This is a genomic window from Sporosarcina sp. P29 (genome assembly GCF_002743265.1).
Classification (GTDB): Bacteria; Bacillota; Bacilli; order Bacillales_A; family Planococcaceae; genus Sporosarcina.
In genome coordinates this window covers 1-434 of the sequence record NZ_PDYX01000088.1, presented here as the reverse complement: position 1 = coordinate 434, position 434 = coordinate 1, and the positions used below count along the sequence as shown (strand labels likewise).

Genomic DNA, 434 nt, shown 5'->3' with positions numbered 1-434 from the left:
GGGTGGGAGAGACAGGCTTCGCGCCAGGCGTTAATGCGCATCTCACGGGTATTGCCTGCGACCAGGCTATGGCCGAGAGCAAGCGCAGCGTCCGGCCCCTGGCGTTTATAGCAGGTGCCGACGGCGGCGCGTTCATCATCGTTCATCAGAGGCAGGTTGATTGCCGCAGGCATCGCGCCCTGGGCGAATTCGATCGGCGCGCGAACGTCGATTAAAGGGGTATCGGATGCGAGGATCGCGCGATAGTCCGTTCCATCGTTCATGGTTTTTCCAGAAGAAAACTAAGCTGCAATGGGCGGGGATTGTACGCCGGGGAGGGGGAAGGTCAACTCCCCGGCAGAGGAGTATTACTTAAGCTTTGATTGCGCCCAGATAATTCCGCTCGCGTATTCCGGCGGCAGGAGAGGAATAATCGCTTCCAGTGTGGCGCTCAG

Annotated in this window: 1 pseudogene; it reads right to left on the bottom strand. The window is 59.2% G+C overall.

Features of this window, described 5'->3' with window-relative positions:
* Positions 1–263: pseudogene (locus tag CSV68_RS16670) on the bottom strand (hypothetical protein); the annotation flags it as partial.
* Between the last annotated feature and the right edge of the window lie 171 nt (positions 264–434).